This is a genomic window from Paenibacillus sp. FSL H7-0714, assembly GCF_038003765.1.
In the GTDB taxonomy this organism is placed as follows: domain Bacteria; phylum Bacillota; class Bacilli; order Paenibacillales; family Paenibacillaceae; genus Paenibacillus_AQ.
The window spans coordinates 6,258,269-6,280,880 of the sequence record NZ_JBBOPT010000001.1 but is presented as its reverse complement, the minus strand read 5'-3'; the positions used below and the strand labels follow the sequence as shown (position 1 = coordinate 6,280,880).

The 22,612-nt window shown below is 44.9% G+C and carries 18 protein-coding genes; 14 read left to right on the top strand and 4 right to left on the bottom strand.

From position 1 onward, the window contains the following. Positions 1-73: 73 nt before the first annotated feature. Both NST34_RS28170 and NST34_RS28165 read left to right on the top strand, forming a co-directional pair. On the top strand, positions 74-847 hold the full coding sequence (locus NST34_RS28170) for a hypothetical protein (protein WP_341129198.1): 774 nt from the start codon (positions 74-76) through the stop codon (positions 845-847). 105 nt (positions 848-952) lie between these two features. Next, the gene (locus NST34_RS28165) at positions 953-1,786 is read left to right on the top strand and encodes a prohibitin family protein (protein WP_076285497.1); all 834 of its coding nucleotides are present in this window, start codon (positions 953-955) and stop codon (positions 1,784-1,786) included. A 96-nt stretch (positions 1,787-1,882) separates the two neighbouring features. Here NST34_RS28165 and NST34_RS28160 read toward each other — a convergent pair whose 3' ends face one another. Beyond that, complete coding sequence (locus NST34_RS28160) at positions 1,883-2,875, bottom strand: ketoacyl-ACP synthase III (RefSeq protein ID WP_076285496.1); 993 nt, start codon at positions 2,873-2,875, stop codon at positions 1,883-1,885. A 10-nt stretch (positions 2,876-2,885) separates the two neighbouring features. Next, complete coding sequence (locus NST34_RS28155) at positions 2,886-3,227, bottom strand: hypothetical protein (protein WP_042191906.1); 342 nt, start codon at positions 3,225-3,227, stop codon at positions 2,886-2,888. A gap of 322 nt (positions 3,228-3,549) precedes the next feature. Here NST34_RS28155 and deoC point away from each other — a divergent pair, with 322 nt between their 5' ends. The 6 genes from deoC (at position 3,550) to NST34_RS28125 (ending at position 11,096) form a co-directional block, all read left to right on the top strand. Beyond that, complete coding sequence (gene deoC, locus NST34_RS28150; protein ID WP_143759565.1) at positions 3,550-4,227, top strand: deoxyribose-phosphate aldolase; 678 nt, start codon at positions 3,550-3,552, stop codon at positions 4,225-4,227. Positions 4,228-4,539: 312 nt separating this feature from the next. Then, positions 4,540-5,832, top strand: a complete 1,293-nt coding sequence (locus tag NST34_RS28145) for a homocysteine synthase (protein ID WP_042131076.1) — start codon at positions 4,540-4,542, stop codon at positions 5,830-5,832. A 210-nt stretch (positions 5,833-6,042) separates the two neighbouring features. Continuing rightward, positions 6,043-7,119, top strand: coding sequence for a hypothetical protein (locus NST34_RS28140; protein WP_341129197.1), 1,077 nt, complete (start codon positions 6,043-6,045; stop codon positions 7,117-7,119). Between the two features lie 611 nt (positions 7,120-7,730). Next, complete coding sequence (locus tag NST34_RS28135) at positions 7,731-9,695, top strand: heavy metal translocating P-type ATPase (RefSeq protein ID WP_341129196.1); 1,965 nt, start codon at positions 7,731-7,733, stop codon at positions 9,693-9,695. Between the two features lie 156 nt (positions 9,696-9,851). Continuing rightward, entirely contained in the window at positions 9,852-10,793 is a 942-nt protein-coding gene (gene trxB, locus NST34_RS28130; protein WP_042191901.1) for a thioredoxin-disulfide reductase, read from the top strand. A 69-nt stretch (positions 10,794-10,862) separates the two neighbouring features. Next, positions 10,863-11,096, top strand: a complete 234-nt coding sequence (locus NST34_RS28125; RefSeq protein ID WP_042191899.1) for a glutaredoxin family protein — start codon at positions 10,863-10,865, stop codon at positions 11,094-11,096. A 265-nt stretch (positions 11,097-11,361) separates the two neighbouring features. Here NST34_RS28125 and NST34_RS28120 read toward each other — a convergent pair whose 3' ends face one another. Further along, positions 11,362-11,562, bottom strand: coding sequence for a hypothetical protein (locus NST34_RS28120; RefSeq protein WP_042191897.1), 201 nt, complete (start codon positions 11,560-11,562; stop codon positions 11,362-11,364). Between the two features lie 215 nt (positions 11,563-11,777). Further along, a complete protein-coding gene (locus NST34_RS28115) occupies positions 11,778-12,938 on the bottom strand; it encodes an ROK family transcriptional regulator (RefSeq protein WP_076285493.1) in 1,161 nt (386 codons plus the stop codon). Between the two features lie 375 nt (positions 12,939-13,313). Here NST34_RS28115 and xylA point away from each other — a divergent pair, with 375 nt between their 5' ends. From xylA to NST34_RS28085, 6 genes are all read left to right on the top strand, one after another. After that, positions 13,314-14,630 (top strand): xylose isomerase, encoded by a 1,317-nt coding sequence (gene xylA / locus NST34_RS28110; RefSeq protein WP_042131068.1) that lies wholly within the window; start codon positions 13,314-13,316, stop codon positions 14,628-14,630. 207 nt (positions 14,631-14,837) lie between these two features. Continuing rightward, positions 14,838-16,334 carry a xylulokinase gene (xylB, locus tag NST34_RS28105; RefSeq protein ID WP_341129195.1) on the top strand — a complete coding sequence of 499 codons (1,497 nt, stop codon included), beginning with the start codon at positions 14,838-14,840 and terminating at the stop codon, positions 16,332-16,334. Positions 16,335-16,551: 217 nt separating this feature from the next. Continuing rightward, positions 16,552-18,339 carry a sensor histidine kinase gene (locus NST34_RS28100; protein ID WP_341129194.1) on the top strand — a complete coding sequence of 596 codons (1,788 nt, stop codon included), beginning with the start codon at positions 16,552-16,554 and terminating at the stop codon, positions 18,337-18,339. Next, complete coding sequence (locus NST34_RS28095) at positions 18,336-19,877, top strand: response regulator transcription factor (protein ID WP_076300668.1); 1,542 nt, start codon at positions 18,336-18,338, stop codon at positions 19,875-19,877. The genes NST34_RS28100 and NST34_RS28095 overlap by 4 nt, the downstream gene beginning before the upstream one ends. A gap of 736 nt (positions 19,878-20,613) precedes the next feature. Continuing rightward, positions 20,614-21,549, top strand: a complete 936-nt coding sequence (locus NST34_RS28090; RefSeq protein ID WP_231573511.1) for an ABC transporter permease — start codon at positions 20,614-20,616, stop codon at positions 21,547-21,549. A gap of 65 nt (positions 21,550-21,614) precedes the next feature. Then, positions 21,615-22,520, top strand: coding sequence for a carbohydrate ABC transporter permease (locus tag NST34_RS28085; protein WP_042191881.1), 906 nt, complete (start codon positions 21,615-21,617; stop codon positions 22,518-22,520). The last annotated feature ends 92 nt before the right edge of the window (positions 22,521-22,612 follow it).

The window sequence follows — 22,612 nt, the reverse complement described above, 5'->3', positions numbered from 1 at the left end:
CATTTGAATGCCTAACTTCATCTATGATTAATGAAAGATTTAATTTTAAAAAGAGGATAGGAAGTGATCAAGGATGTTTCCTCTACATAAATCCGTTACGCTGACAGCCTTGCTTCTAATGAATCTGCTGGCAGGTTGCCAACATCAGGTGGACCCATCCCCCTCTCAATCGGCTAACGACTACCACACCTCAAGACCGAAGCCAACAAACACCGCTGCTAACCTCATTAAGCTGGAGTGGAAGCTGGTGGATACAATGCCCATAGTCTCTCAACTAAGTGCTCCACCCACAGGCGCTACTTTGATTACAGAGAAGAAGCTGGAAGATTTCGGAGGAGTCAAAGTGAGTGTGTATACGATGGCTAGTGACGAAGACTATGTGTATGCCAGAACTTCTACTTCCAAAGGACAATACAGTCTAGGGGCGATAGGAACTTATAATTATCGTCAGCCGGAGGATATCAAGGTAGAAGTGGTGCGGATTTTTAGCGAAAAGGTGCTGAAAATCACGGGTGGACTAGGAGCAAATAATTCGCTCACTAACTATTATTTAATCGACGAGAGTGGTAACCCCTCGGGCTTGCTGCAGATAGATACCGGACATTCCAAAGAGCTGGATGTTGATGGGGATGGATCTATTGAGGGTGTAGCCGCGCATGGAAACCCGATGAGTGCCTACATTTACCGCTGGAATGTTGATCACGCTGAGGTAACTTACGTTAATGATGCTTTGAAGGCGGACTCCGTGGTGCTAACGGATGAAGGAATATATGAAGCTTTTAATATCGGGGATAAGCAGAGCAAAAGATTCCGATTGACCCTAGAAGGACTGATCCCAGAGCGGTAACGCCATGACCACTGCTGCTGAAATATTTCCTGCGACCAATTCCCTCAAACCTCCGTATAGACGATTAAGCTTAAATGATTATCCATAATCTAGGAGGGGTATTGGATGAATATGCAAATGAATCCGAAATTGAAACAGCTGCGACCGGGGAAAATAGTTAGCGGTGTTGCAGCGGTGCTCATTGTATTGTTGGTTGGCGCGAACTCTTTTGTATCTGTGGAATATGGGCATGTAGGTTTGTACAAAACCTTTGGTAAATTAAATGACAATACGTTGTCACCTGGTATTCATTTTAAAGTTCCGTTTATTCAGACGGTGATTCAAGTCAATACGCAGGTAACGAAAGCGGAGACCGATACTTCAGCCTCTTCAAAAGATCTTCAGCCCGTATCCACACATGTAGCGGTGAACTATTCCGTAAATAAGGCTTCCGCCTTTAATCTGATGAACAATATCGGAGGTAATTTTGATAATGTAATTATCAATCCGGCCATTCAAGAAATCGTTAAAGAAGTGACAGCCAAATATCCAGCAGAGGATTTGATTACACGCCGTGATGTAGTGTCGAGTGAGATCAGTGAGCACTTAACCGCTAGGCTGGCAAAATATGATCTGATCGTTAACGATATTAACATTGTTAACTTTAAATTCTCTGAGGCGTTTAACCAGTCGATTGAAGCGAAGCAGGTCGCCCAGCAGCAGGCGCTGAAGGCCGAAAATGATCTCCGGCGGATTGAGATTGAAGCGAAGCAAAAGATCGCACAAGCTCAAGCCGAAGCCGAATCTTTAAGACTTAAGAAGCAGGAGGTTACACCTGAGCTGGTGCAGCTGAAGCAAATAGAGGTTCAGGAGAAAGCGCTGGAAAAATGGAACGGCGTACTGCCATCTGTAACAGGGGGAGCCACTCCATTTGTGGATGTTCAATCCCTGACTAAATAATTCATTATTAGATTTCTGATTTATTTCACAAATTGCTAACATCTGCTCCTCTGATGGGAAAGCCCTACTTCTATAGAAGTAGGGCTTTTTATGCTATTAATATTGATAAAGCATTGTAGGAATTTGCCAACCAGCACCAACCGACCAGAAGAAGACATAATCGCCACGTTTGATTCGTCCGTCTTCGACTCCGCGTTGAAAGGCGATAAAAGGACTGCTTGTAGCCGTATACCCGAACTCGTCTCCTACATAGATGAATTTCTCATCAGTAAGTCCAAGACCCTCTTGGATGAGTTCGATATTTTTGAGAGAGAATTGTGAAAGGCAGAAGGCAGAGATATCATCTGTAGTCAGGCCGTTTCTTGAGAGAAGCTCTTTCATGTCTGCAACCGCCGCATTTACACAAACTGTACCGTCAAACGGTGTCCAGCGTATCCGAATTTGCTCAGGTGTAATGTCCTCGTGATAAATATTCGATAAACCGCAAGCAGGGAACATAATATTCTCAGATCCCTCAGAATCAGTGTAATAAAGGGAGTCAATGAAGCCTGATTGCTCGCTACTTCGTTCCAGAATGACAGCTGCTGCGGCATCCCCGAAGTTAGGGTAAGTAATTTCATCATCCGTATTGCAGTGCACTGAGCTATAGTCGCTTCCCACGACGAGTGCGTACCGGATACTAGGATTAGCTTGCATATAACGACTTGTCTGCTCTACAGCAGACACCATTCCTGCACAGTTGGCATTGGAATCTTGCGTAATGGTCCGATGTTTACCTTGTAGCATGCGGTGCAGCAGGAGTGCGTTGGTAGGATAGGTATATTCCGGTGTCTGTGAAGCGAACATGATCATATCCATATCTTCACCTTGTAAATTGGCTTCTTGTAGCGCTTTTTGGGCGGCCTTGAGTCCCATCGTTAGGGCATTTTCATCCTTATCGTTTACGATGTATCTCCGGTCACGACCCATGACTTCTAGGAATCGCTTAATGTCCTTGCCCATACTCTGGAAATGCTCCAGATAATAATCATTAGATACGACATGTTCCGGATGGTAATAAGCGGCTTGGCGGATGGTTATATGTCCCAAATGAAACCTCCTATGCTTCAATAATTTCGTAATTTTCTAATTTCGTTGCCCGGGCTACTCGGCTTAGCTGCATTTTTAGGACAGGGCTTTTGGCAATAATGAAGGTTACTTTTTTAAATCCTGATTCTTTATACAGTATGTAGCATTGCTCAAGCATAGGAAGAGTGTCGGGCGAGGATACGTTTAATGTCTTGCAATCTAAAATGATCTCATATTGTGCTGGGTCAAATGTACTTACGATTTGGTTGTACTCCTGAATGAAGCGCCCGGCGTCCTCGGGTGACATAGAACCTTCTACTTGCACATTCAGTTTTTGGGCTGCAGCGTTTGAGGTGAAATTAAAGTTTCCCATTTTAAATCGATCTCCTCCTAAATATGATGAAAGAAAAATTTAAATAAATAGGCTAAAAAACCCATTTATATAGATATTATCGTATTTTTTAATGGGAAAGTTTAGGGGGATCATCCTTTATATTTTAAAAAATACAAGAAGGTATAAAATTAACTTTAAAAGATAATTAAGTAAATAATGACCTGCTTCAAATATATTTATATGAGTTAACCGAGGTTAGGGCGGGTATGATCGCCCAGTCGACTTTGCAAAGCAGAGTTCTATTGGTATGATTACAGAGATGAAAAAAATTCACTATCCAAATCATGGAGGAATGACAAAAATGAGCGAAATTACACTATCGCGGATCATTGATCATACACTGCTTAAAGCAGATGCACGGAAAGAAGATATCGTTAAATTGGCAGAGGAAGCAAAAGCATATAAGTTTGCTTCAGTCTGCGTAAACCCTGCTTGGGTAGCTACTGCCCATGAAGTGTTGAAGGATACGCCTGAGGTTAAAGTCTGCACAGTTATCGGCTTCCCGCTCGGATCCTCGACAACAGAGACCAAAGCATTTGAGACTACCAATGCTATCGCTAATGGTGCAGGTGAAGTGGATATGGTCATCAACATCGGAGCGCTGAAAGATGGTAACAATGAGCTGGTTAAACGTGATATTGCAGCAGTTGTAGACGCAGCTCGCGGCAAAGCACTGACTAAGGTCATTATCGAGACCTGTTTATTAACGGAAGAAGAAAAGGTTCGTGCCTGCAAGCTTTCTGTTGAAGCTGGAGCAGACTTCGTAAAAACATCCACAGGATTCTCTACAGGTGGGGCAACGAAGGAAGATATCGCGCTGATGCGTGCAACGGTTGGACCTAATGTGGGTGTGAAGGCTTCCGGTGGTGTTCGTAGTGCAGAAGATGCACATGTAATGGTACAAGCTGGTGCAAGCCGTATTGGTACCAGCGGTGGTGTAGCTATTGCTAAGGGTGAAACAAGCCAAAGCAATTACTAAAAGAAGATAAGTAAAATGGTAGCGGTGAGATGAGGTGGATAAGCTTTATCCGCCGCTATTCTATTTTTTATTGCGTAGATGTTCTGTGTCAGGTACATATGGTTATACATGTTTCTTCGGCTTAAAAATTTTTATTGAAAGCGTTATCTGATATTCATCGGACATGCTTTCCTTCGAATAAATCAAAATATAATAATTCGCACCGGAATAATGAGATTTTTTTCTTTTCAAATGATGTCGTTTATGAGAGAATGGGTACAATTATTATTTGTTAAAGATTTCTATTCTTATTTATAAAGGGAGGAAATACCTATGTCAGAAGACCGTAAGCTGTCATTTGAAACTTTGACTGTTCATGCAGGCCAGGAAATTGATCCAACTACTTTCGCACGTGCTGTACCGCTTTATCAGACCACGTCTTATGGATTCCGTGATGCTGATCATGCAGCGGATCTGTTTGCGCTCAAAGAATTCGGTAATATTTACACTCGGCTGATGAATCCGACTACAGATGTATTTGAACAGCGTTTGGCAGCACTAGAAGGTGGAGCAGGTGCACTTGCTACAGCTTCCGGGGCAGCGGCTATTTCGTTCTCCATTCTAAATATTGCGGGCGCTGGGGATGAAATTGTATCTGCGGCAAGCCTATACGGTGGAACTTATAATCTTTTTTCTACAACGCTGCCTAAGCTTGGCATTAAGGTGCATTTTGTGGATTCGGATAATCCAGAGAACTTCCGTGCTGCGATTAATGATAAAACCAAAGCTTTGTATGCAGAAACCATTGGTAATCCACAGGGGAATGTACTAGATATTGAAGCCGTTGCAGCGATCGCACATGAACACGGAATTCCTCTTATTGTGGATAATACGTTCCCAAGTCCATATTTACTGCGTCCGATTGAGCACGGAGCTGACATCGTTGTTCATTCGGCAACTAAATTCATCGGCGGGCATGGTACATCTATCGGTGGAATTATTGTGGACGGTGGTAAGTTCGATTGGAAGGCAAGCGGTAAGTTCCCAGGACTTACAGAGCCTGATCCAAGTTATCATGGCGTTGTCTATACGGAAGCTGTTGGACCGATTGCTTATATTATCAAAGCCCGCGTTCAATTACTTCGCGATTTAGGTGCTTCTATTTCACCATTTAACTCTTGGATGCTGTTGCAAGGGCTCGAAACACTCCATTTGCGGATGGAACGTCACAGCCAGAATGCACTAAAGGTTGCGCAATATTTGGAGGCACACGCAGATGTAGAATGGGTAAGTTATTCTGGACTTCCTACTCATCCTTCTCATGAATTAGCACAAAAGTATTTACCTAAAGGCCAAGGAGCGATCCTTACCTTCGGTATTAAAGGTGGAAGTGCTGCAGGACGCAAGCTGATTGAAAATGTGAAGCTGTTCTCGCATTTGGCGAATGTCGGTGACTCCAAGTCATTGATTATCCACCCTGCAAGCACAACACATGCACAGCTGTCGGATGAAGAGCAAACCACAGCAGGAGTAACTCCGGAATTGCTCCGCTTATCGATTGGTACGGAATCTATTGATGATATTATTTATGATCTGGAACAGGCCATTGCCGCCAGTCAACAATAGAACAATGAAGTTCAAGGAAGGCATCTGCTGCTATGCGGCGATGCCTTTTTTTGTGATTTAATAAGGCTAATTATTCATATGATTTGGCAACGCTTGCATATTTCATGGGAGGTTCCCGTATTTATAAGTGTGGTAATAAGATGTCGGTGGCATGATGTTTATTTACTAGGCGTACCGGCAGCAATCCAAAGATAAAAGGTGGGTGCGAAGATGAAGGGTGAACGTCAGCAGGATGGTTTTCGGAGTAGTGAAGAGCGCCCGTTCAAGTTCATGTATAAGGCCGGTGATCGGGCTGTTGGGATGGAAATGAGTCAAGCCGGATCCGTTGCCTCCGCTGCCGCAGAATTTATCACCGGAGTAGAGCAGAAGGATGTCGTAGAACCTTTGAACCGTTCTTATTTTAAGCGCCCTGGAGAACAGTCGGCTTTCTTAGTGCTGCGTGAAGGACGAGAAGAACGTGAAGAGCGCCCTACTGCAAGAGAAGGAACAAGATCCGTTCAAGCTGGACCTTGTCTGATACGAAGTGAGGAATGGCTGCTTGAACCTGAATTGTTCTGTCTTTATGAGAACTGGTTATCCAGTGAAGATGAGCTGCAGGCTAATCGAATGCTGCAGCGGATTTATTATCGATTGCAGGCAGCGACCACAGCGCTGCTGGAATCGCCGGATGGTGAATGGGCAGCGCTCACCCTGCTGCATCCAGAGGAGCTTGCGGCGCAGCCCGCAAAGCTCACCGCGCTTCAGGACGCGCAGCTCGAAGCGCTTTTTACTGCGGTGGCGGAGAGCCAGCGGCAAGGCGGCGATTGCCGCCTTGACCTGCTGGTCGCCTACACCGCAAGCGGAGCCGAATTCGCCGCAAAGCGCGAATTCATCGAGGTCGTGGCCGATCAGACACTCGGCCACGCTTATGCGGCGGCGTGCCGCATCGGGGCGCTGATCGCGCCCGAAGTGGAGCCCTCCGCCGCCGCGGAAATCGCGCGCATCGCCGATTTCCTAGTGCTCGACGGCGCGGCGAGCGAGCTCGCCCCGGAAGGGGCCGCCGCAGAGGGCTTCACCCTGGCGGCGGGGGAGATCCTTGCCGCCGTGCGGAGCGTGAAGCCGGCAGCGGTAGTTCTCGCCGCGGGGACTCCGGCGGCGTCGGCTTTGGCCGATCTGTATCAGATCGGCCTCAGCGGGATCTTTTGCAGCGCAGGTCAGCGGACCGAAGCGCTGCTTAGAGCAGCCTGTCTGATCTGGATCGCCAGGCAGCAGGAAACACTGGATACTGCCGCCGGTGGAAGGCAGTAGGACAACAACGAAGCGGCTGTCACATAAGCCACTTTCTCTTCTAAATAAGACGATACGTTTCATTTAGAATCGATAAAAAGACAAAAGAGCAGTGATTCTGCCGTTATTGGAGAATCACTGCTCTTCGTTATTGAATGATCACTGTAATTTATTGTTGGGAGATCTTCTTCAACAGAGCTTTTAGATAAAATTCGCCACTAAACGGGCAGCTAACACATATTCTGAAATAAATGGCGTTTAGCTGAATAGATAGGCTTTACTTTTTAATTCCTGGTGGTATGATTAAAATATAAGTTGCACTAAGGAAATATAGTTGTACTATTGCAACAATGATTATCATTCTCACTACCTATAGTTATCAATCATGCTGTCCCGGCTAAGCCGGGGCAGCATGTGTCATTTTAGGGGTCTTAATAATGGCTCTCATTCTCACTTGGCAGAAGCAAAACTCCACAAAACAGAGCGTATGCTCACGAACTAAGTTTTGTTTCGAAGAAAAACCAATGAAGTTAGGCTCCACAAAACAAAGCGTATGCTCACAAAGCAAGTTTTGTTGCGAAGTAGAGTCAATGAAGTAAAACTCCACAAAACTTTAAAGGACGGCGATTATTATGCAAGCAACATCAAAACATTTACCCAAGCAGTCATCTATCTCTGGCAGCATGAAGAAGCCAGGCGCTCCAAAGCGCCGGTTCGATCCGCGTGCCATGCTCAGCAATTCTGAAATGCAGGCTGCTCTGGGCAGCGGACTGCTTATGCTTTTTGCTTGGTCAGTTGGTGGATGGTCAGAAATTCTTTCCATAGCGCTCTATGTCATTTCTTATACGATTGGTGGCTGGAACAAGGCAAAGGAAGGCGTAGAAACGCTCGTCAAAGAACGAGATCTCGATGTGAATCTATTAATGATTGCAGCCGCACTAGGCGCAGCTTCCATTGGATACTGGAATGAAGGTGCTATGCTTATTTTCATTTTTGCACTCAGTGGAGCATTAGAGAGTTATACGATGGAACGTAGTAAAAAGGATATTTCCTCGCTGATGGCACTTAAACCGGCTACGGCTATGCGCATTGAAAAAGGAAGTATGAATGAGGTTAATATTGACCAGCTGGTGATCGGAGATCTGCTGCTTGTGCGCCCGGGAGATTTGATTCCGGCAGACGGCAAGGTATATCGGGGGGAATCAGCAGTAGATCAGGCTTCCATTACGGGAGAATCGGTTCCTGTAGAGAAATGTGCCGGTAGCGAGGTTTTTGCAGGCACTGTGAATGGAGAAGGCCCCCTTTATATTGAGGTAACGAAAGCAGCTGAGAACACCCTTTTTGCTAAAATCATCAAAATGGTAGAAGAGGCAGAGACGGAAGTTCCTAACTCCCAGCGTTTTATTAAAAGACTAGAAGCCATCTATGCACGGGTTGTCGTAGCCTCGACAGTGGCACTGATTATCCTTCCACCGTTTTTGCTGGACTGGAGCTGGAGCGCAACCTTCTATAAAGCGATGGTCTTTCTAGTAGTAGCATCACCTTGCGCTTTGGTCTCTTCCATTATGCCAGCGATGCTGTCAGCCATCTCCAAAAGTGCGCGAAAAGGGGTTCTGTTTAAAGGCGGGGTCCATCTGGAAAATATGGCACGCACAACGGTTGTGGCATTCGATAAGACAGGGACGCTTACAGAGGGAACTCCTCAGGTAACTGATTTTATTGCAGGTGAAGGCTACAGTCGGCAAGAGTTGCTAACGGTTAGCGCATCCATTGAGCATATGTCCCGTCATCCACTGGCGGAAGCGATTGTGCGTAAAGCAGAAGAGGAAGGTTTAGCGCTACTGGGAGTAGAAGACAGTAAAACCATCACAGGTTGGGGAATTGAAGGTCAAATCGACGGACATCTCTGGAGAATAGGAAAGTCTAATTTGCTCGATGAGCTGACTCCATCTTCTATGAATCCTGAACTAGAGCATTGGAAACTTAAGCGGCAGCAGTTGGCTGAAGAAGGGAAGACCGTCTCCATCATTCTGGACGGTGAGCAAATTGCCGGAATGATTGCTTTACAGGATACGGTTCGCCCACAAGCAGAAGCCGCAGTGCGTAAGCTGCAGGAGCTTGGGATTAAAGTGGCAATGCTTACCGGTGACCGTGACGCTACAGCTCAGGTTATTGCAGGTACAACTGGAGTGGATATGGTATTTGCCGATCTATTACCGGAGGATAAAGTGAAGCATATCAAAGCACTACGTGAAAAGTATGGTCACGTTGTTATGGTTGGTGATGGTGTGAATGATGCACCTGCTTTGGCGACAGCAACCGTAGGCATGGGGATGGGTATGAAAGGAAGCGGCGCAGCACTTGAAATAGCCGATGTAGTGCTTATGAATGATAATATAGAAGAGATCGCTTCAACCATATCATTGGCGCGTCGTTCGCAGCGTATTGTGAAGCAAAATATGATTTTTGCTGTGACTGTGATTGCAGTGCTTATGATCAGCAACTTTGTGCAAGGGATCGCACTTCCTTTTGGCGTGATAGGGCATGAAGGCAGTACGATATTAGTGATTCTAAATGGACTAAGATTATTGCGATAATATTTTTTAAAATTAAATTGTTCACAAAATAGTTTCGGAACTTGGGAGTCTGGCATATTGACATATTTGCTTTCAGTTATCATAATTAACACTACATTATAATTATTTTAAATAAGAAGCGACGTCATTGCCGTTTAGCTCAAGGAGGACATAGATATGTATAAATCAATAATTGTTGGTACTGGACCGGCAGGATTAACCGCCGCTATCTATTTGGCTCGTGCCAATTTGAACCCACTAGTCATCGAAGGACCTCAACCCGGTGGACAATTAACCACAACTACAGAAGTGGAGAATTTCCCTGGATTTCCTGAAGGAATCATGGGCCCTGACTTGATGGATAATATGCGTAAACAAGCTGAACGTTTTGGTGCAGAATTCCGTACGGGCTGGGTGAACAGTGTAGAACTTGGAGAGCGCCCTTTTAAGCTGAATGTTGAAGGAATGGGTGTTCTTACTACAGATACATTGATCATTTCCACAGGCGCTACAGCAAAATACCTCGGTATCCCAGGGGAGCAAGATAACGTAGGACGCGGTGTGAGCACCTGCGCAACCTGTGACGGATTTTTCTTCCGTAATAAAGAGATCGTGGTTGTTGGTGGCGGAGATTCCGCACTTGAGGAAGCAGGTTTCTTGACTCGTTTTGCTTCCAAAGTGACTTTGGTGCACCGTCGTGGAGAATTGCGTGCTTCGAAGATCATGCAGGATCGTGTACGCGCTAATGTTAAAGTAGACTGGAACTTGAACCGTACTCCTCTGGAAGTGACTTCGAGCGAAAGAGGCGTCAATGGACTAAAAGTGCTTAACAATGAGACTGGTGAAGAAGAAATCATCGAAGCAAGCGGCGTGTTTGTTGCGATTGGCCACCACCCTAATACCTCTTTCTTAGGTGGACAGATCACAACCAATGCGGATGGCTATATCATGACGAACCCAGGCACTTCCGAAACTAATATCCCAGGTGTGTTCGCATGTGGTGATGTACAGGATACTCGTTACAGACAAGCGATTACTGCAGCAGGTAGTGGATGTATGGCAGCTATGGATGCTGAGAAATATATCGAAAGCTTAGAGCACAGTGCAGTTATTCTATAATTTGGTTTGAAAAACCCTCATTGCTACAATTGATATCATCACTGTATTTCTTTTATAGGAGGTCATACCATGGAGAATGTAATTGTATATACCTCAACAAATTGCCCGCATTGCCGTCAGGTGAAGAGTTTTTTAAGCGAAAAAGGCGTATCCTACGAAGAACGCAATGTCGAGCAGAACGATGATTTTGCGCAGCAAGTATGGGACATGGGAGTGAGGGCTATTCCTGTAACTGTAATCGGTGAGCATAAAATTGTTGGCATGAACAAAACTCAGTTCGACAAAGCACTCGCGACTGTTTAAAAATATAAGAATTTATATGCTGCACAACTATAATATCCTTATATTTCTACGAAGAACCGATGTCGTCTTAATAGGACGATAAAGTCGTTTCTTCTTGTTAAATAAGATTTGCGTAAGGAAATTGTAATGGGCCGCTTCCGATTAGGAGGCGGTCTTTTTTGAAATATAAGAAAGTATAAAATATCTGCGAGCTTTAGCATACAAAAAATAGTCTGACGCATCTGTGCGCAGACTATTTTTATGAAAGTAGATCTAGAAGTAGAGTTTAGGTTTGAGTGAAAGATGTAATGAGCTGAAATAGTACGTATACAGCAGCGCCGCTGCCAATAAGAATAAATCCTGATTTCTTTTTAGCTTGAAAAAAACGGAGCACGCCGAGGCTGATCAAAGGGGCAATAATGAGCAGAAAAAGCAACACAGTGATGAACATCTGTGCCGAGATATCAGACGTATCAACATAGGTCATGGACTCGCTCTCCATTTCAAAAAAGGGGTTGTAGTGATAAATGTCACACTAGCTTGACCTTTATTATATAGGATTTCTGTTCTTTTTACTGCACTTTTGATTCACTCAAATGCGTCAATTTTACGTCAATTATTTCAAAATATAAGAATGTATATGTTCCACGCTATAAATTATTCTTATATTTCTCACATAAACGCTTCGCTTACCGTTATGGATTATAGGGTCACCCGAATATCGCCCAGGAAATGCATAACAGCAGAGAAACCTGCGCCGATCATCGTTCCACGGCTGCCGAGCTTAGAGAATGTAATTTCGAGTTGCTGCTTATGGTAAGGAAGAGTACGCTCAGCTACAACCCGACGCAGCGGTTCGCCTAGCCATTCTTCAGCCTCAGACAATGCCCCACCGATCACAATAAGCTCTGGATTGAAGCTATTGATTAGATTGGTCACCCCGATACCGAGATATTCACCCATCGTTGAGAAGTGATGCAGGGCGTCTTCTTGCCCGCCGGCTGCAAAGCGAACCAGCTCTGGCGTAGTATGGGCAGGGAGGGAGAGATCGGGATTATCATAAGTTTTCTCAGAGGCATATAACTCCCAACAACCACGACTCCCGCAACTGCAAGGCTTGCCTTGTGCTTCAATCGTCATATGTCCGGTTTCGCCGGCATATCCTCTTGCACCCTTGTACAGCTCCCCACCAATAATAATTCCAGATCCAATCCCTGATCCCGCACTGATGTAAAGGAGATGCCTTACCTCTCGTGCCGCTCCAAAGTTGAGTTCACCCTGTGCACCCGCGTTCGCTTCGTTATCAATGGTGACAGGAACGGAAAATTCAGCTTCGAGTATCGCTCGCAGCTCGACCATTTCCCAGCCAAGGTTGGGAGCGAAGAGTACAACACCATTTTCATCCACCATCCCGGGGACACCTACTCCGATGCCGACGATGCCGTAAGGGGATTCTGGGGCGTTGATAATCAAGCCTGAGATAAGTTTTTTCATTTGTTCCAGAACGTAAGGGAAATCATGGTTTTCTAAAGAGAAATCGCTTTCGTAAAGAATGCCCCCGCTCAGATCACATAAGACCGCTGTTAGCTGCTTTACCCGTAATTCTATGCCGATTACACTACCAGCCATCGTGTTAAAATGCAGCATTAACGGTTTGCGGCCACCGCTTGATTCCCCAGGTCCGACTTCAGTTACCAATTCTTGCGTGCACAGCTCGGCTACCAAATTGGACACAGTAGCTTTATTCAGTCCGGTCATCTCTGAGACCTTCGCGCGCGAGAGTGGAGAGTGTCTTCGAATGGTATGTAGTACAATCGATTTATTTATTTTTTTGACCAGCGCTTGGTCTCCAGTAACCTTCACAAATCACACATCCTTCTTAAATTATAAGAAAGTATAAGCTTCACGGTATACTTTCTCCTTATAATTCTCGCATAAACGCTTACCGTCCTTAAAAGGACGCTAAAGGCGTTTAGCTTGGCATAGTTCCCATTTGTTGTATGCCACTTAGTCTAGAGTGATGTGCTGCAAATTGCAATACGTAGCGTCCAGAGGAAATTTTCCAACAGGGATCTCCTATATTTGGGAAGAGGAGAGAGGAGGCTAGACAGGGTCCCAAAAAATGGACAAAAAAAACTTATTAAAACTTTGTTTAACCAATATACAAAGTCCAAAAGATGTGTTAAGATGATCCTGTAAACGCTTGCGGGCGAAGCACAAATTGAGGAGGATTACACAATGGCTTATTTTGAGACAGTGAACAAAATCTCTTACGAGGGAAGCCGTTCCACCAACCCTTTCGCATTTAAATTTTACAATCCTAAAGAAGTCGTAGCCGGCAAAACTATGGAAGAACATCTGAAATTTGCAATGGCTTATTGGCATACATTAACTGCTGGCGGTTCTGATCCGTTTGGCGCTGAAACAGCAATTCGCAGCTGGAACAAATTGAACGGTCTGGACAAAGCTAAGGCTCGCGCTGAAGCAGCATTTGAATTTATGGACAAGATGGATCTCCCTTACTTCTGCTTCCATGATGTAGACATCGCACCAGAAGGCGCATCTTTGCGTGAATTCTACAGCAACATCGACACCATCGTTGATATCCTTGAACAAGGCATGAAGACTTCCGGCAAGAAATTGCTGTGGAATACAGCTAATATGTTCACTAACCCACGTTATATGCACGGTGCAGGTTCTACACCTAACGCTGATGTTTTCGCACATGCAGCAGCACAAGTGAAGAAAGGTCTGGAAGTTGGTAAACGTCTGGGCGCTAGCAACTATGTATTCTGGGGCGGTCGTGAGGGTTACGAAGAATTGCTGAATACAGATATGGGTCTTGAACAAGACAACATTGCTCGTCTGTTCAGCATGGCTGTAGATTACGCTAAGGAAATCGGCTTTGACGGTCAATTCCTGATCGAGCCTAAACCAAAAGAGCCTACGAAACATCAATATGATTTCGATGCAGCAACAACGATCTCTTTCTTACAAAAATACAACCTCGACAAGCACTTCAAGCTGAACCTTGAAGCTAACCATGCTACGCTTGCAGGTCATACTTTTGAACATGAGCTTCGTGTAGCTCGTATCAACGGCATGCTCGGATCGCTTGATGCTAACCAAGGTGATACATTGCTCGGATGGGATACAGATGAATTCCCAGTTAACATCTACGATGCAACACTTACACTGTATGAAGTACTCAAGAATGATGGTCTTGGCAAAGGCGGAATCAACTTTGACTCTAAAGTACGTCGTCCTTCCTTTGAGCCTGAGGATCTGTTCCTAGCACATATCGCTGGTATGGATACTTATGCAAAAGGCTTGAAGGTAGCTGCTAAATTGATCGAAGATCGCGTATTCGAAGATTTCGTTGAAAAACGTTACAGCAGCTTCAATGAAGGCGTTGGTGCGGACATCGTATCCGGCAAAGCAACTCTGGCTTCCTTGGCTGAATATGCATTGAACAATGAGAACCCGCGTCCTAACCAATCCGGACGTCAAGAATACCTGAGAGCTACACTTAACCAATACATCTTGGCTGAGTAGTCTTTACAGGGAGCTTGAAGCTTAGGCTTTGAATCCAGTTTGAACAAATGCAACGGGGGTTGCTGAAGAGAGCATTCTTCGGCAGCCCCCTTTTTGTACAAAGATATTCTAGAAACGCTCATAAAACTAAGTGGATGCTTACGAAGCGAGTTTTATTCGGAGTATTTCAACGAAGTAAGCGCTCATAAAACTTTTAGGAGGTCAACAATGAAATACGTTATAGGTGTAGATTTGGGCACTAGCGCAGTGAAGACTGTTCTAGTGGACCCACAGGGCAAGGTGGCTTTTGAGCATTCCGAGTCCTACCCGCTAAGCAGACCGCAGCCGAACTGGAGCGAACAAAATCCTGAGGACTGGGTAAAAGGCACGCTGGTCAGTCTTCGTCGTCTGATTGAAGTATCGGGCATAGACCCATCACAAGTTGATGGTCTTAGCTTCTCCGGGCAAATGCACGGATTGGTACTAGTGGATAAGGAAGGGCAAGTGCTTCGTCCGGCCATTCTTTGGAATGATACTCGTACTACTGCACAGTGCAGAAGAATAGAGAAGACGCTCGGAGCAAAGCTTATTGAGGTTGCTAGAAACCGTGCACTGGAAGGCTTCACACTTCCTAAAATTCTATGGGTACAAGAGAATGAACCTGAGGTATTATCACAAGCGTATCAGTTCCTGTTGCCAAAAGACTATGTGCGTCTCCGGTTGACCGGTGATTATGCGATGGATTATTCCGATGCTGCAGGAACGCTTCTATTAGATGTAGGTTCTAAAACGTGGAGTGCTGAAGTTGCTGAAGCTTTTGAACTGCCGCTTTCCCTTTGTCCTAGACTGGTAGAGTCCTTTGAGCAGACAGGAACGTTATTGCCGGATATTGCGGAAGCGTCAGGTCTTTTATCTTCAACAAAGGTATTTGCTGGTGGTGCGGATAATGCATGCGGGGCTCTTGGAGCAGGTGTCCTTGGTGAAGGCCGGACGATGTGCAGTATTGGTACATCTGGTGTAGTTCTTTCCTATGAGAGCAACAAAGACTTGAATCTCGAAGGCAAAGTCCATTTCTTCAACCATGGTGAAAAAGATGCCTACTATATCATGGGCGTTACTCTAGCGGCTGGTCATAGCCTTACATGGTTCAAAGAAACCTTTGCGGCAGACAAAAGCTTTGATGAATTGCTAAGTGGAGTAGCTTCCATTCCAGCGGGTAGCGGCGGACTGCTCTTTACACCTTATATCGTAGGGGAACGTACACCACATCCAGATGCGAATATTCGCGGAAGCTTTATTGGTATGGATTCAGGGCATACGTTGACACATTTTACACGTTCTGTATTAGAAGGCATTACCTTTTCGCTACGTGAATCTATCGAGATTGTACGTGATTCAGGTAAAGAGATTACAGAAATCATTGCGATCGGTGGCGGGGCTAAAAATGAGGCATGGCTCCAGATGCAAGCAGATATTTTCAATGCATCCATCGTGAAGCTTGAAAGTGAGCAAGGTCCGGCTATGGGAGCAGCGATGTTGGCAGCTTACGGTAGCGGTTGGTTCACATCACTTAGTGCATGTGCAGAAGCTTTCATCCGTCCTGCGGATGTATATAAACCAGATCCGAAGCAAGCGGCAATCTATGACGGCTTATTTAACCTCTATCAGGAAGTCTACGGTCAGACCCGCGAACTGAATAACAAGCTGGCAGCGTACCGCCAATAATTAAGGACGCCGAAAGGTTTATGCTTGATATGTCTGATAAAAAAGGTCTTTCGCATATGGCGAAGGACCTTTTTATGACCATCACGTTTATTGATCTAAGGATAGGCTGTATTCGAAGTTGTTGCCGTTCCTATTTTTCTTCTGTAAAGTATGGGGTATCTCCAGGGCAGCGTTAAACTCTGCATGAGATAGTGAAGGTTTCGGGGGGCGGAAGGCCATGTTCCAATGGATTGTTAAGCTGTTGAATGACATCAAAATCCGCAATAAGCTGTTGCTTGCTTTTTTACTTACTACGTTACTTCCGGTATTACTGGTAGGCGGTTATCTTACGTTTGAGATGAGGACCATGGCGTTTCAGAGCGCACTGGAACAAGCTTCAATCAACGTAGATCGGGTAAAGAAAAGAACAGAAGAAGTCATCGGTGTATCTCAAGATATCGCATATCGCTTGAGCAATGATGCACGGTTGAAGAGACTTGCCATACGTCAGTATGTTAGCACTTATGATGTGGTGGAAGCTTACCGCGATTACTCGGATATGCGTGAGTATCTAAGGTTGTATAAAGATATATCCAACATTCGCTTATACACTGACAACGCTACGCTGCTTAATAACTGGGAGCTGATTAATCCTTCACCTGAGATTAAGGAGAGCCAGTGGTATCAGAGAGCACAGCGGTACGATAGTCTTGTCGGTTGGGAATATATCGAAGATGAGCGTGATAAGCGGAATTATTTAAGTCTTGTTCGCAAAATCGAGCTGGAGGGCTCCAGTAAGATCGGTGTACTCGTTATTAATGTGAACAGTCAGCAGCTTGCATCCATTCTAAGCCAGGAATCTTTTGATACCATGATCGTCGATGATCAAGACAATATCATTGCAGCGAACCGGAAAGATCGGACAGGTAAAAAGCTGGTGGATGTTTCTTTTGACACGAAGCTCTTGGGTCAGGGAAGTGGAAGCTATGAAGCGGTAGTAGATGGTGAAGCTTCCAAAATTGTGATCGAGGAGCTTAAACCACAAGCCAGCCGAAATGCACTACGAATTATATCTGTTTTTTCGATTGAAAGTATAGTTAAAGAACCCAATCAAGTGATTAAGCTTTCGATTACTGTGGTTGCGATAAGTGTTTTATTGGCCTTTTTAATTATATATAGCTTCTCCTCGTTGTTTTCGCGACGATTGCTGCATTTAAGCAGACATATTAACCGAGTCAGTACTGGGGATTTTGATACGACATTAAAGATTGATGGCAAGGATGAAATCGCCCTGTTAGCTCGTCAATTCAATTCCATGGTACGCAGCATTAATGATTTGATGTATGAGGTACAGGAATCCAATGCTCAGAATAGTCTGCTGGAACAGAAACAAAATGATATACGATTCAAAATGCTGGCCAGCCAGATTAACCCGCATTTCTTATTCAATGCACTAGAAGCGATTCGGATGGAAGCTCACATGAAGGGGCAAGTGGAAATTGCCCGTGTGGTACGTCTTCTAGGTAAAATGATGCGCAGTAACCTGGAGGTAGGCCGAAGTAAAATTTTGCTTAGTCAGGAATTAGAAGTGGTACGTTGTTACTTGGATATTCAGCAATTCCGTTATGAGGAGAGGTTGAAATATCAATTTACTATAGACCCTGCCGTTGAATCTCTTTATATGCCCCCGCTTCTTATTCAGCCACTTGTTGAGAACGCAGTAATCCACGGACTGGATAATAAGATGGAAGGTGCATTTGTGACGGTGGAAGTTGTACAAGTTGGGGATCATGCTAAATTTACGATTACAGATAACGGAGTAGGAATATCTCCAATTCAGCTGGAGGAATTACTGAACACGCTTGAGCGTAAGGAAGAGCGTGAAGGTGAGCGAATTGGACTTCGTAATGTACATGACCGGCTAAAACTATCCTACGGCGCAGAATATGGGCTAACGATTGAAAGTAGACCTAATGTAGGAACGGTTATTTTCTTCTGCATACCAATGGAGGACAACAATCTATGATAAAAGTGATGATTGTCGATGATGAGCCGAAGCTACGGGAAGGACTTCGAAGTCTGATCCCATGGGAGAAGCTCGGTTATACGGTGGTAGCTACAGCAGCTAATGGCTTGCAAGCACTTGAAAAGTATCATACCTTCTACCCGGAGCTGATCGTTGCTGATATTCGTATGCCTGGAATGGACGGTCTGGAAATGATTAGTGAGCTTCGTAAAGAAGGCTCGGAAAGTCATGTGCTCATCTTAAGTGGACATGCTGATTTTGAATATGCTAAGCGGGCGATTGGATATCGGATCGACGGCTATTTGCTGAAGCCAGTGGATGAGGATGAGATGATCGTATGTCTGGAACAGCTACATGAAACGATCGAGCAGGAGCAACGGTTCAGTGACTGGAATGAGGAGGAGCCCGCTCGCAATAGGGAAACTTTACTCCGAGCGCTTCTGCAGCCAACTTCAGAGGAAGAACTGGAGGAGGACCTTAGCAGACATGTGGATGCGCTAGGACTCGATCAGGGGAATTATGAAGTCATTCTCATTGAATTAAGAAAAACAGCTGGTGCAAATGATGAGGATCTCCGGGGAATCAAAACAGTAATGGAACAGCATTTTAGTAATCATCCTAATGCATCATTCTTTACATTGTCACAGTATTTGGGCATTCTCATGAAGGATCCGGACCAGAGCGCGAGCAAGCGGGAAGAATTATATAAGGGATTATCTGCAGTGATAGAACCAAAGGGTTACGACTTCATTGCAGTAGCGGGGGGAGTAGTACCTCGACCTGAAATGGTGGGAGAATCGTTTAATTCAGCACGTGAACTGTTAAGACGTTCCTTCTTCTTCAAAAAGGGGATCATCATCAGTACAGATCCTTCAGGATTTCTGATGGAGATGAAGGAGAAGACTGAAGAGGATCAGGAGACGGAGAGTCGTCTGCTGCTTGCAGTAGAAACCGGAAGTCTGAGCGCGATTCGACCGATAGTGCTGACTATCTGTGCTGAACTTGTATCTGCGGGCAGCGACGAATTGCGAATTAAAGAGACCTTTGTGAGACTCCTTAGTACTGTCCTGGCCCGTCTGGAGCCTACATATCCGGAAATTCGCACCTATGCAGCAGAGCATTCCCCTCCAATAGGGGAGCTTTATCAAAGTTATTATTTGTCTGATTTGCAGGATCAGGCTGTCTCATTTCTCGAAGAAATTGCGGGTCAGATGACCAGTGGTCGTGGAAATGAAATTAAGAAAATTACAGAAATAATCAACCGTCGCTACAATGAGAACCTAAAGCTGGAGACCTTATCCGAGTTATTCTGCTACAACAGCGCTTACCTCGGTAAAATGTTCAAGAACACCACAGGAGAATACTTCAATACGTACGTGGATAAAGTCCGGATTGAGAAGGCTAAGGAATTTCTGACGCAAGGGATGAAAGTATACGAGGTGGCCGAGAAGGTAGGGTATATGAACCCCGATTATTTCAACGCTAAGTTCCGTAAATATGTAGGAATCTCACCAACTTCTTATCGAAAAAGCATCTAAGGATGGTGTAGTGTTCTTGTTTGATATACCTGCGGCTGTGGATCAGATGTTTTTCTGACCACAGCCCGCAGGTCTTTTTTTTTCTACTCCCACCAATTGTACGTGGTGAAGTATTAATGTAGTTAAATAGACACCTGCTTAAGCTTATGCGGGTGGAGGGCTAATGCATTTTCATTAGAATCAGGGTTCTAAACATCTGCTGGTTAAGGAGCGAAGAGGGATTTTTGAAACTGTAGAAGCGTTGAAAGCTTCTAATTTTAAATTGGTGACTGGTAGAAGAACGAAGAGGAATATTTGGAACTGTAGAAGCGGAGCGTTCGCCTTTATCCTCGGATTTCTACCGCGAGAAGCGGTTCAAATCAGGAAATCTGAGGATAACAGCGATCGGAAGTCCAAATATTCCGCGTAGTGGCTGGTTACCAGAAGCCTAGTTAGAAATTTCGAAGAACCAGCGATCAAAAGTTCGAATATTCCTCGTAGTGACTAATATCCAGCAAGCAAAGTGTTTTTAGGAGTCCAATCCAAAGAATAATGCAAACGCCAGCAGCATTAGCCCCCCTGTGTCGAGGAGCGAAATGAGAATTCACCCCGGACAAAAATCTCTAATTTTCACCTGATTTTAAGTCGAATTTATAGGGTACTGCAATCGCTTACAAAGTTTTAGAATTAAGGCATAGAGAGGAGGGGCTTTATGAAAGCGGACACAGTAACTGCTCAAATCCCGCCGGACACCCGAATGCGCAACAAAAAGCCTGCTTCAGGAGGACGGTTTTGGAGAAGCTTTAAGAATCAAAAGTATTTGTGGCTGATGTCGATACCTTTTGTAATATGGGCATTCGTCTTCAGTTATCTCCCATTATGGGGCTGGACGATGGCTTTTCAAAAGTACAAGCCCGCACGTGGCTTTTTTGAACAAGAATGGGTAGGTTTTGAACACTTTAAGACATTGTTCAGTGACTCGCAATTCCTTCTGGCGCTACGTAATACGCTGGCGATGAGTGGAATGGGCTTGGTCGCAGGCTTTATCTTTCCGATAACGTTTGCAATATTGCTCAATGAATTGCGTCTTGGATTTTTTAAACGTTTTGCTCAGACCGTCTCGTATTTGCCTCACTTTGTATCATGGGTGGTTGCAGCGGGAATTGTAACTAAAATGTTATCTAGCGAAAATGGTCTTGTAAACGATCTCTTGTTAACAATTGGATTTATAGATTCACCTATCCAGTTCATGGCTCAGGGCCATCTCTTCTGGGGAATCGTTACTTTATCAGATGTGTGGAAAGAAACCGGATGGAATGCGATTATCTACCTTGCGGCCATCTCGGGTATTGGACCTGAACTGTACGAAGCGGCCCGAGTAGACGGTGCCAGCAGGCTCCGCCAGGTATGGCATATCACCCTTCCAGGTATCCGGCCGACCATTACAGTGCTACTCATTATGTCGATTGGTAATTTGCTGAATATCGGCTTTGAGAAACAATTCTTGCTTGGAAATAACCTCGTTACCGACTACTCTCAGGTGCTGGATCTGTACTCTCTGAAATACGGACTAGGCATGGCGAGATATTCCTACGGTACCGCGATCAATATATTCAACTCAGTGATCAGTGTAATCCTGCTGTTTACGATTAATGGAATCTTCAAGCGTACAACTAAAGAGAGCCTTCTGTAACACAGAAGGCCCTTCTACCAATCGTGGCTGCAATATTGCCCTTTTCATGAAAGGAGAGCGTTACAGTGGGAAACACAGCTATCACCGGAAAGTCGTGGTCAGACCGGATCTTTGACTTCATAGTGTACTTTGTAATACTGTTCGTGGTTGTAATCACGATCTATCCGTTTCTGAATGTGCTTGCTATCTCGCTGAATGATTCAGTGGATAGTGTGCGCGGCGGCATCACCATTTATCCTCGGGAATTTACCTGGGACAATTACTTAAAAATCTTCAGTTTCGCAGGGCTGATCACCGGGTTTAAAATATCCGCTTTGCGGACAGTCGTCGGTACTTTGTTCGGTCTGATCAGTGCCTCGATGCTAGCATTTACGATCAGCCGTCCTGATTTTGCAGGCCGCAAGTTCGTCTCCACATTCTTGGCGATGACCATGTATATCTCTGGAGGAATGATTCCAATATACATGCTAATCAAGGATCTCCATATGATGAACAGCTTTGCAGTCTATGTATTACCTGGACTGGTTAGTGCCTTTAACGTCTTCGTCATCCGCTCCTTCATTGACGGACTGCCGTATGCACTGCAGGAATCGGCGAAGCTGGATGGAGCGAATGATTTTACCATTTACTGGCGTGTCATCCTGCCGCTGATGAAGCCGGCCCTAGCAACAATCGCACTGTTCCTAGCGGTAGGTCAATGGAATGCATGGTTTGATACGTATTTGTATAATGGTTCAAGCCCTCATCTGACAACATTGCAATATGAACTGATGAAGGTTCTGCAGAGTACAACCAGTGGTAATGGTGGCGATTACCGCTCAAACATTGCTTCTCTAGCTTCGAATCAGGTCTCGCCAGAGTCTATCAAGATGGCGATTACGATTGTCGTAACCGTGCCAATTTTGTTGGTGTATCCGTTCATTCAGAAATATTTTGTTCAAGGTATGACACTTGGCGCTGTGAAGAGCTAATCACAGCTAATAGGGGAGCATAGTCTCCCCTAAGCTTTAAGAGTGTTTTGTATCCGTTTTCTTTTCTTGTGGGAAGTTTTGGGATAAGTATT